This is a genomic window from Planctomycetia bacterium (genome assembly GCA_034440135.1).
GTDB lineage: Bacteria > Planctomycetota > Planctomycetia > Pirellulales > JALHLM01 > JALHLM01.
This window is the reverse complement of record JAWXBP010000528.1, coordinates 1-10,932: the sequence shown is the minus strand read 5'-3', so window position 1 is coordinate 10,932 and position 10,932 is coordinate 1. Positions and strand designations below refer to the sequence as shown.

8 protein-coding genes are annotated in these 10,932 nt (G+C 61.7%); 1 reads left to right on the top strand and 7 read right to left on the bottom strand.

The genetic code is table 11. From position 1 onward, the window contains the following. Nucleotides 1-43: 43 nt before the first annotated feature. From SGJ19_29520 to SGJ19_29510, 3 genes are all read right to left on the bottom strand, one after another. The gene (locus SGJ19_29520) at nucleotides 44-973 is read right to left on the bottom strand and encodes an ABC transporter ATP-binding protein (protein ID MDZ4784405.1); all 930 of its coding nucleotides are present in this window, start codon (nucleotides 971-973) and stop codon (nucleotides 44-46) included. A gap of 94 nt (nucleotides 974-1,067) precedes the next feature. Next, the gene (locus SGJ19_29515) at nucleotides 1,068-3,659 is read right to left on the bottom strand and encodes a hypothetical protein (GenBank protein ID MDZ4784404.1); all 2,592 of its coding nucleotides are present in this window, start codon (nucleotides 3,657-3,659) and stop codon (nucleotides 1,068-1,070) included. Nucleotides 3,660-3,917: 258 nt separating this feature from the next. Further along, nucleotides 3,918-5,141 carry a lactonase family protein gene (locus tag SGJ19_29510; protein MDZ4784403.1) on the bottom strand — a complete coding sequence of 408 codons (1,224 nt, stop codon included), beginning with the start codon at nucleotides 5,139-5,141 and terminating at the stop codon, nucleotides 3,918-3,920. A gap of 410 nt (nucleotides 5,142-5,551) precedes the next feature. On the opposite strand from SGJ19_29510, the gene SGJ19_29505 reads away from it, so the two are divergent. Then, nucleotides 5,552-5,965 (top strand): hypothetical protein, encoded by a 414-nt coding sequence (locus SGJ19_29505; GenBank protein ID MDZ4784402.1) that lies wholly within the window; start codon nucleotides 5,552-5,554, stop codon nucleotides 5,963-5,965. Between the two features lie 109 nt (nucleotides 5,966-6,074). Here SGJ19_29505 and SGJ19_29500 read toward each other — a convergent pair whose 3' ends face one another. The 4 genes from SGJ19_29500 to SGJ19_29485 all read right to left on the bottom strand — a co-directional run bounded on the left by SGJ19_29500 (nucleotide 6,075) and on the right by SGJ19_29485 (nucleotide 10,562). After that, nucleotides 6,075-6,635, bottom strand: coding sequence for a class IV adenylate cyclase (locus tag SGJ19_29500; protein MDZ4784401.1), 561 nt, complete (start codon nucleotides 6,633-6,635; stop codon nucleotides 6,075-6,077). 73 nt (nucleotides 6,636-6,708) lie between these two features. After that, entirely contained in the window at nucleotides 6,709-7,746 is a 1,038-nt protein-coding gene (locus SGJ19_29495; protein ID MDZ4784400.1) for a DUF3500 domain-containing protein, read from the bottom strand. A 214-nt stretch (nucleotides 7,747-7,960) separates the two neighbouring features. Then, complete coding sequence (locus SGJ19_29490; GenBank protein MDZ4784399.1) at nucleotides 7,961-8,821, bottom strand: neutral zinc metallopeptidase; 861 nt, start codon at nucleotides 8,819-8,821, stop codon at nucleotides 7,961-7,963. Between the two features lie 133 nt (nucleotides 8,822-8,954). Further along, on the bottom strand, nucleotides 8,955-10,562 hold the full coding sequence (locus tag SGJ19_29485; protein ID MDZ4784398.1) for a diguanylate cyclase: 1,608 nt from the start codon (nucleotides 10,560-10,562) through the stop codon (nucleotides 8,955-8,957). Between the last annotated feature and the right edge of the window lie 370 nt (nucleotides 10,563-10,932).

The following is a 10,932-nucleotide window of genomic DNA, read 5'->3' as shown; positions in this document are numbered from 1 at the left end:
GTTAGTGTGTTTCGCGGGGCGCTCCGAGACGTGCACTTCGTCATTAAATCACCAGTCCCTTGGTGACCAGCATAAACACATCCTCCAACGTCGGGTCCTTCTCGCCGAAGGAGTGCATGCGGACGCCGTCGCGGATCAGGCGTTCCAGGAGGTTCGCCACGAGCGTATCGTCGCCGGCGATTTCCACGGTGACCCGGTTATCGCCGTCCATTTGCACGTCCAACGTTTCCGGCATGCTGCGCAGGATCGACATGCCAATATCCGCGCGCTCCAGGAACTTGATATCCAGAATGCGATTGCGCTGGATGCGTCGATAGACTTCTTTCATCGGCCCGTGCATCAGCAGTTGACCGCGTTCGATGATACCGATCGACGTGCAGGTATCGGCCAATTCCGTGAGAATATGGCTGGAAATGAGGATCGTCTTGCCCATGCGGCGCAGCTCTTTGAGCAGCGCTTTCACTTCCAGGCGCGCCCGGGGATCGAGGCCGCTGGAGGGCTCGTCGAGAATCAGCACCGGCGGATCGTGAACCAGCGTTTTGGCCAGACACAACCGCTGCTTCATGCCGCGCGAGAGGCCGTTCACGAAGTCGTCGCGCTTGTGCGTCAGGTCCAGCAGTTCCAGCACGTCGCTGATGACCGATTTGCGCTTGCCGCGAGGAATCTGGTAGGCGACCGCGAAGAAATCGAGGAATTCCCAGACTTTCATGCCGTCGTAGACGCCAAAGTTGTCCGGCATGTAGCCGACGCTGCGGCGGACGCCCATCGGGTCGCGCGTCACGCTATGGCCGTTGACGATGCCTTCGCCGTGCGTGGCTTTGAGGAGCGTGGCGAGAAAGCGAATCGACGTGCTCTTGCCAGCGCCGTTGGGGCCGATGAAGCCGAACAGTTCGCCTGCTTCGATCTTGAGGTTCAGTCGCTCGACCGCCGTGAAGTCGCCGTACTTCTTACCGAAATCAATCAATTCGATCATGGAGTTCGCGTCTTCCTCGTCGGGCGGTCGATGGAATTAATTGCCACGTATCAAGAGTGAACGGAGTATTCTCGCGTACTGACAGAACTTACGGCTATTCGTCATCGTCCTCGTTGGGATCGGCGAAGTGGGCGTCGCTGGCGGGGACGACGTCGAGCCAGGCCACGGCGTCCTTCTGCGGAACTGCGAGGGCGCCGTAATCCAAATGTGCTACGACCAACGTGAGCCGGCGGTTCTGCGCGGCCGGCGGATCGATCTTTAATCCCGGCAGTTCCTGTTCGGTCCAGGCGACGAGGCGGGTTTCGCCCGGCGCGGCCGTGGCTTCGGCTAACTCGACGAGCTGATGCAGACTGAGCTTGCCAGCGACGATATCGCGGCTGGTTTGCGGCGAGGTCTCGCGCTCGTTGAAGTACAGGTTCTTTTGCTCGTCCTTGATGTCGGCGTCCGCTTCGGCTTCTTCATCGTCGGCGAATTCTTCGTCCTCAGAAACCTCCGGCAGTTGCTTGGGATCGACGAACGCCGGCGTCGCCTGTGCGCCAGGTGCGAGGTCGCCGATCCAGGCGACGCCGCGCGGGCCGACGATGCCGGCGCCTTTCAACTCGTACTGGGTGCCATTGACCAGCTTCCACGTGCCGTCAGCCTGGGCTTCCCAGCGGAGTCCGCCGCCCAGGTCCAACAGATGCTCGCTGTGGACCATGCCCGTGGAATTGGAGGAGACGTTGAAATCGGTGAATCGCACCGTCGAATCGCGCCAATACGTGACGGGGCGAATCGCCTGGCCGCTTAATAGTTCTTTTTCTGCCGCCAATGGCAGCGCCAGCGCGCCGGGATCGCTGAATTCGAGATCGTACGTCGAGGCCAGCGACGAATACATCGCCGTATAGCGCGTCAAATGCGCCCGGTTGTGCGCGCCTTGAATCTCGACCACGGCCAATTCCGTCGTCGAACGCGCGAAGCCGATATCGAGCTGCGCCAACCGAATGACGCCGATCGAGAAGCCGACGGCGAGCACCGGCACCGCGATCCAAGCCCATTCCACGCGGCGGATCATGCGGAAGAGCAGCCAGTTGAGCGGCGCCAGCACAAGGACATAGGTCCCCAACACCCAGAGCACGAAATCGCGTTTCGGCACTTTGATGCCAGCGGCGTCGCGCAACGATTTGCGGGCGAGCATCGCGGCGTCGCTGAAATCGTTCCAGCCGGCGACGCCCGGCCCGTTGGGCGGCGCGATGTCAGCGCCATACGGGGTCGCATTAAACTGCCCGTAAGGCGTGACGACGGCATCCGTCCCTTTTTCGGCCACGCTCTGGCTAACCACGTACTGCGTGCGCGCTTCCTTGGTGAGCCAATCGCGCGTGAAGAAACGAACGCGCGAGCCCTTTTCAGGATCGAAAGGCGAACCGGTGTCTTTCCAGGCGACCGTGGCGCCTTCGACGCCGACCGGCGGAGTAAACACCCGTGCGTCGCGCTTAAGGAGCCAGGCATTGGTCAGTTCATCAAGCCCCGGCCAGGTGCGCAAATCGCGCTGCGTGAGACTGAACGCCGTGACGACGATTCGGCCAGCGCCCACGCGCCCTTCCGCGACCAGTTCATTGCTCCCTTCGACAAACTGCCCGCCCGGGCGCGGGACTAGTGTCACGCCACTCCAGGGCCGAGGGACGGCTAGCTCCGGACCGGCGTGGCGGAACTCGGTGTTGAGCACGTTCAACGCGGCCTGATCCAATTCGCGCGCGCCCGTAGCGTCGGCAGGCAGGTATTCGTCCAGGAAGCTCGTCTTCAAAGAATCGAGCGACGTCGGCCCGCTGATCACCAGTTGCCCGCCCCAGTGGAGCCAGTCGATGAGCGCCTCTTGCTGCGAGGGCTGCAACTTGTTGGGCTGGAAATCGTCCCAAACGATGTATGCAACCGTCGTCCATTTGAGCGCGCTCGAAGCCAGCGGTACATAGGCACGCACTTGCGGCGATTGCACGCGATAGTGCGGCGCGACGCCCGCTTCCGTAAAGTGCGACGACGGCGCTCGTACCGCCGGAATGGCCTTTAAGAACGCGTAAGCGTCGGGCGTGCCGGACAACACCAGCAGGTGATACTGATGCGCCGGCATCAGGTTGATCGGGTCGATCGTGGAGGCTCCCGCCGGGCGGCCGCGGAACGGAAACGTCAGCGTACTTTTCAAGCGAAAGCTGGGCAGTCCTGTCGGCGGGAAGTAGGTGATCTCAAGATTTTTCTTCTGTTTCTTAGCCAGCTGCACGGGCCGTAATGTCGCCAACGTGTAGGTCGAACGGCTGAGCGTCAGCGGTTCGCCTTGGATGTCGACCGCTTCGACCTGGAGTTCGCCGTTGAAATCTTCGCGGTTGGCCCGTGCGTCGACCGTGGCACTGCCCCAATGGCCGAGCTTGGTGGAGTTATCAATCGTGGCCAGCGTGCTCGGCCGCGTATGCAGCGCGAGTAGTTCGAAGTCCGGCTTTTCCGCTTCGGCTTTTTCCTTTTGTTCGCGCGTGGCGCGATCGATCCGTTCCTGTTCCAGTTCGTCGGCGGTCTTCGGCTGGCCGTTCGGATTCGTCGGCGTGCTTGTACAGCCGCCGCAGCCGGTGAGCGGCAAGCAAACGCACACCACGGCCGCCATCATCCAGAGGCGATGGATGGCATCCCGGCGCATCGACGTCCGTTCAAGCTTCGCGCAGTGCATCGAAAGCGTGCCTCAGTTCTCTCGTTCCTACGACGCCAGCCGCCGGCAACCGGCGGCCAATCACCATTCGGCCTGGCCCGGCACTTCTTGAGTGTAAGGGGCCGCCCGGAGCGTGGAAAGAGTGCGGGAACAAATCCCGTCTGCGGCGAGCGAGGGGAGCGGACGGAACAGGAAGTCGCGATTCAGCGCGCAGTATGGCTGTGTCGCGACGACTTCGCTCCCTCGCTGGTGCTTCGAGTTGGCGTGGACGTTCGACGACTAGCGGCCCGGCAATCTCAATTTGCCGCTCGCGCCGTCGATGGGGAACATTTGGATGCAGACCGGCGAAGGTACTTCGAGGTCCTGTCCCGTGGCTGTGAGCTTGCCGGTTTCCTGATCGATCTTGAAGACGCGGATCGTGTCGGAATCCTGGTTTTCGGCCAACAGGAAGCGGCCCGTAGGATCGATGGCGAAATTGCGCGGCGTTTTGCCGCCGGTTTTTTCATGGCCCATCGCTGTCAGCTTGCCGGTTCCTTTTTCGACCGAGAACATGGCAATGCTGTCGTGACCGCGATTGGAACCGTAGAGCCATTTGCCGTTCGGATGGACGTGGATGTCGGCGGTACTGTTGCCTTCGTGGCCCCCCTTGGGGAGCGTGGAAACCGTGTCCAACTTGCGGAACGTGCCCTCCTTGCCGTCGTAGGCGAGCGCCGTGATCGTGGAATCCAGCTCGTTGATGACGTAGGCGTGATTGCCGCTCGGGTGGAAGGCGAAATGCCGCGGGCCGGCGCCGGGGGCCAAATCAACTTCCGGCTGCAATTCATGCGGACCGACCGCGCCGAATTTCGGGCTGAACAAATAGATCATCAGCTTGTCGAGGCCTAAATCGGCGACCACCACAATCCGGTTCGATTCGTCGATCGTCACGGAATGGGCATGCGGGCCGGATTGGCGATTCGGGTCCGCGCTGCTGCCCTCGTGCTTGATGACCGGCAGCGGCACGGCGATGGTGCCGTCCTTTTTGATAGGCGCCACGGTCAGGCTGCCGCCCGAGTAGTTCGCGCAGAACAGCGTGCGCCCGGTGTGGTCGATGGCCACGTAGCATGGCGCGCCGCCGTCCGTGGGTTGCTCGTTGAGCTTTGTCAGTCCGCCGTCTGGATCGATCTTGAACGACGCCACGCCGCCGCCGGGCTGGCCGTCGTACTCTTCGAGCTCGCTGACGGAGTAAAGATATTCGTTGCCCGGAGCGATCGCCAAGAAAGATGGATTCTCCAGTTCGGCCGCCAATTCAACCGGCGACATCTCGCCGGTTTCCAGGTCGAGCTCGCTGCGATAGATGCCTTGGCTCTTGCCGCCCGTGTACGTGCCAATGTAAACCCGGGCCTTGCCGCCGCTCACGTTGCGTCTCCCTCGACGAGAACCTTGGGCCTGGGCGTCCGCGCCAAGCGACGCGAGCATGAAAAACAATACGAGCCGCACCGACCATTGCTGCCAAGCCGCCATCGTGTGCCTGCCGTTTCGCGAAGGATATTGCGTATCAAGCAATCATCCTAGCTCGACGCGCCAGCGAGGGGGAGTGGGCGCGTGCCGGGGGGAAACGGAGGGATCGCACGCTCGTTCTCCTTAGCGAGTTCCGCTCAAGCCCAGGGAAGGCCACCGAAGTCTCGGACTACAAATGGGACTATGAGGGCCTTCCCTGGGCTTAACCACGTGGCGGATGTGACACGAGTGCTCCGTCAAACCCTGAAGTTTGGGTTGGCTTGAAAGTTAACTTTTGGGAAGCGTCCGATAGCACGAAGGTGTCCCATGAACAACAAGTATATCGTGCGGTTGACGGCGGAGGAGCGCCGGACGTTGCGTGACGTGGTCAAGCAGTTGAAAGGATCGAGTCAGAAGGTGCGTCGCGCGCGCAGATGTTGTTGAAGGCGGACATGGATGAGCAGCCGGTGCAGTTGGTGAAAGAAACACGACCGCCGATTCCCGCCACGAAGCGGCACGCGCAACGCGTCGACTACGACTACGATCGCGCCGGCATGGCGAACATTTTCAGGTTCACCGAACCGCTCCGCGGCTGGCGCGAAGCCACGGCGCGGACCACGACAACCAAAATCGATTGGGCCGTCGAAGTCGCTCGCCTGCTGGAAGGACGTTACGCCAAATGCGCCACGGTGATTCTCGTCGTTCGTCGCCTGCGTCTCTGTCACACGCCGAAGCACGGCAGCTGGCTGAACATCGCCGAGAACGAGCCGCGTTCGCTCACGCGACAATGCGTCGCCGGACGACGCTTCGGCGCGCTCGCCAAACTCCAAACAGAAATCGCAGCCTGATCCCACGACGTCAACCACACTTTACACGGCGTCGAATGGCACATGAAAATCACCGACGCCCGCTGCAAACTCAAATCATTTTGCCCGAATAGCAGGGTTTGACGTAGCGCTAGGGGTTCGAACCCTGTGGACCGGCGTCGGTCGTCTCGCATTGCCTGCGCCTGGCGAGGTCCGCGTAACCGCACGCGATCGGCTCGCCCAGCACGTCGCGGAAGCGATCGCGGAGCGACGCAACTTGGGCGTGGCCTTGACGATCGTCGTGGGTTGGATCGAGCACGGATTCGAATTCCAAGAAATCACCCAGCCCCTCAACCTGGTCGAAATGGACGCGGACGTTGTCGACCAGATAAATCTCGCGGCGTTTGCGGACGACGACGCAAATGCCGAGCGTGGTCGCAAGGGCCGCGCTGAGATCAGCTGGTTCGGAAATCGAAATCAACCGATAATCGCTGCCGCGCGTCTCGTGGCCATCGGGGCGTTGATAGGCGATGAGCCAAGCGCCGCGCCCTACGATCTCGCGGAGCTTGAGCCGGCCATGTGCTGCGACGAAATAAGTGTCGATCTGCTGTTCGACGCCCAGGTTGGACGTGGCAACTTCGGCCGCAATGCGGCGCGCGGATTCCCAGTCGGTGAGTCGGGCCTTGAACTCGATGTTGCGGCGCGGGGACATCTTCAGCGCGCAGGTGGAAGTGCTGGAAACGTTTGCTTCCCCTCGGTGGCGCTTCCGGCAGGTGTGAGCGAGACTATTTTGCAGCCACGCCGAAATCGTCGCTGAGGTTGCGCCAGACCGAGTGAATGTGGTTCGCTTTGTTGCCGGCGGGATCAGATTGGATGTTGACCAGTTCCAGCACGAACGTCGGTCCTTGGACGCGGTAATAGTGGCCGACGCCCGGCTCGATCGAACCCCACCAGGCGAAATGGATCGCTCCGGGGTTGCTGGACTTGATTTCTTCCACGCGACGATCCGCGAGCGGCTTGGCCAGGTGGCTCAGGTAAGATTCCAGGAGCGCCTTGAATTTGTCCTGCTGCGGCTTGGTCATGTGCCCGGCCGCCAGGCCGACCGGCGGTTCGCGGGGGGGCTCTGGATTACCAGCGTTGCGGTAATCGTCGGGGGCTTTGTCGGCGATCACCACCAACTTGCGTTGTGCGTCGTCGAACGAATGCAACAGGTCGAACGCCAATTGCTCTTCGTTGGCCAATGTGCGGGCGCCGACTTCCGGACCGCCTTCGATGAAGATCTTCACGGTGGCTGGATTCGCGCCCCAAAAGCTCGGCGAATCCCCAACGACTTGGCCGTCGTGGATGGCAAAATTGAGCGAGAAATGATGTCCCTCAAAGCTCCAACCCCAATCGCCTGCCGCGCCCGGCTTGCCGAAGATTGTCAGGAAATAGCGTTCCGGATCGCGGAACGGCGTGCCGGACTGCCCCTTTTCCCCCTCGCGTAAGTTGGATTCCAACGACATGATCTTGACGGCCTTTTCATAGCCGGACTCGCTCAGCGCGGACTTGATCAGGGCGTGGCACCGTTCGCGCTGCTCGGCGTTCATGTCGCGAAACTGGATGCCTTTGCGCTCCGGCTTGGGGATATTGTGCCAGTCCCGGCGCGCCGGATCGTGGAAGTCCATTGCCGCTTTGGGGAGCTGGTCCGCCTTGAGCGAGGCCAGATAATTGTCCGCGGCGGCGGCCATCGCCGTGGCGACCGTGGAAGTGTCGACTTCGGCAGCTCGGACGGATAGAGCCAGCAGCAGGACGACGCAAGGAACCAAGGCGAGGCGTTTCATGGTGGGCAATTCCTAGGCAACCAATGGACAGCCGGCGATAGAATTCGCCTCCCGGCGGGACGTTGCACTTATCGTCGCTGGCCGGGCGAATGTCAAGTCGCCGGAACGACTCCGCTAGCCTTCTGTCGCCGAGGTCACACACCGCAGCTACAGTTGACTTCACGTCGTAATCGATGTGTCTCGAAGAACTCACAATCTAGCCAGTGGAGTTGCGCTAGAGTGTTTCGGCGTTGAACGTATCGCCTTGGTTCATGTCGCCGGTCTTCAATCCCTTCGTAAACCAGCGGACGCGTTGCTCCGACGTGCCGTGCGTGAAGGCGTCGGGGACGACGTAACCCTGTGATTGCTCTTGCAGGCGGTCGTCGCCGATGGCGCTCGCAGCGCGGATGCCTTCCTCGATATCACCGGTTTCCAGAATCTTGCGAGAAGTCTGCGCATGATGCGCCCAAACGCCGGCGTAGAAGTCGGCTTGTAGCTCCAATCGCACGGAGAGCTCGTTGTATTCCACTTCGGTGAGCTTGGCACGCATGGCCTGAACTTTTTGGCTGACGCCTAATTGATTCTGCACGTGGTGGCCGATTTCATGCGCAATGACGTAGGCCTGCGCGAAATCGCCCGGCGCGCCGAGCTTTCGATGGAGCTCCTCGAAGAAACTCATATCGAGATAGACATTTTCGTCGGCCGGACAATAGAAAGGGCCCATCGCGGCGCTGGCGTAACCGCAGGCGGATTCCACTCGGCCCGAGAAGAGCACCAGCTTGGGTTTTTCATAGCGGCGCCCGTACTGCTGGAACAATTCGGTCCAAACGTCCTCGGTATCGGCGAGCACGACCGAAACGAACTCCTTAAGCTGTTCCTCGGCCGGATCGAGTGGGCCTTGCTGGTCTGGAGCAATTGGCGCATTCTGCCCTTGCTGCTGCTGTTGTTGTTGCAAGAGCGCCGCCGGATCGCCGCCGAGCAGCATCACAATAATCAGCAGCACCAACGTGCCTAATCCGCCACCGACCATGACGGGGCCGCGCATGCTACGACGATCCTCGACATTTTCGCTTCTACGGCCCGATTGCCAACGCATGGAGGGGATCTCCTCAGGAAACTCGGCGACAGGATGCAGGCCGCGGGCGCGGCGGTACGCACCCTATCATTGTGGCGCGACGGCGCGTTGACAAGCGCTTGGCTGGCGGGAGAAGGCGGCTTTCCGCGGCCGCTTACAGGAAGTGCGAAACCAGATCCTGCGCTTCCCGCTGCGTCGTGGGGCCGCGGGTATAGCCGAGGAGATCGGTGCATAATTCCTGAATCTGCGTCGTCCCCTCGATCAGAATTGGCACGGCGTCGCTCGGCTGGTTCTCCAGACGAGCCCGGAGCGACAGGGAACGATCGAGCAGGGCGTCGACGCCCCTGGCAATCTGTGTCCGCGAATTCGCGTCGTCGTCGAAATCGCCGGCATCGCTCACCGCCGGCCAGCCGTGCCGCACGGCGGACCAGTGCTGAAGCCAGCGCATGAGCGTGCTGCGGCTGATCACGCCTGTCGGCTCGCCGTCGCGGACCAGGATCACGCGGCGCAGCGTGACGCGGCAGAAAAAGTCGTAGATCAAGCGGACCGGTGTCGCTTCGTCGTAGCAGACCACGTTGCGGCTCATCACTTCATGGATTGGCCGCTTCCAAGCGTCGCGCGAGATCATCGTGGCGATGCAATCTTGCTCGGACAGGATGCCGATCACGCGACTCGCTTCGTCGATCACCGGCGCCGAGCTGATGCGATAGCGGAGGAAATACTCCACCGCCTCGCCGACGGTAGAACTGTGGCGCAAGGACGCCACCGGGCTGCTCATGATGTCGCGGGCCAGCGCGTCCTGAAACAAGTCGTTCGCGGCCACGAATTCGCGATCGCCCGTCACGGCATTCCGCAATTCGCCTTGCCCTACCACGCGATTGCGGCCGGCCTTCTTGGCGGCCAGCAACGCTTCGTCAGCCAGGGCGATGAGTTGATCGGGTGTTTGGACTTCGTCCGACGTTTGCGCGACGCCGAAGCTGGCTGTCAGCGCGACGAGCTTTCCAGAGAGATTGATGCGCAGGCCAGCGATCGCTTCCCGCACGCGTTCCGACCAGATGACGGCGTCCACTTCGCGCGTTTCCGGCAAGAGCGCAGCGAACTCCTCGCCGCCATACCGGCAGATAAAATCGGAAGCACGACATTGCGCGGAAAGCGCCCTGGCGACCTCCTTGAGCGCGACATCTCCCGCCGGATGCCCGAAGGCGTCGTTCACGCGCTTAAAGTAGTCGACGTCCAACATCACGCACGAAAGTGGCACGTTGTACCGCTTGGCGCGATCAAACTCCCGGCGGCAATCGTTCACGAACAAACGTCGCGTGGCGATGCCGGTCAGCACGTCGGTATGCGCTTGTTGCGTCAATTTACGCTCGACGTCGAGCACGCGCAAGCCGGCCTTGAGTCGGGCCAATAGTTCGCCGCGATTCACCGGCTTGGTGACGAAATCATCGGCGCCGGCCTCCAGTCCCGCGATCATTTCGTTCTGACCGGTGTTGCCGGTGACGAACAGCACGTAGACGTAGTGCGGCAATTCGAGTTGCCGCACGCGGCGACAGAGTTCCAGCCCGTTGAGGCGCGGCATGTCCCAGTCGGTGATCAGGAAGTCGGGCGGATTCTCTTCGATCATCCGCAGCGCGTCGAGGCCGTCGGCCGCTTGCTCGACGCAATAGCCGTCCACTTCCAGCGACTTGCCGAGAATGCGCAAGATCGCCGGGTCGTCGTCGACGAGCAGGACTCGTGATTTGACGGGAGCGGTATCAGTCATGAAACGAACAACGCGCTGCCAATGTTTCACCGGGCGCGCACATCGGGATGCGCACCGCGAGCGGCTAAGGGAATATACATTGGCGATTTGGCGACGCGAAAAGACTTTCCCACCAAAGGTGGTATTTTGATCAACTCGGCCGATAGAGTCGGCACGATCAATTCCGTTGACCTGAGTTCGGCGCGTCTGAGCAGGTGGTGCCGCGAAAGCGGGCGCGTCTGCTGGGATTATTCTGGCAGTGCCGTATCAGGCAAATGATCGAGCGGATCGACAGAAGATACGACGTGGCCTACCGCCCGCCACGTCCTCCGCCTCCGCCACCGTTACGCTGCCCGCCGCCCCCGCCGTTGCGTTGGCCGCCGCCCTGGCC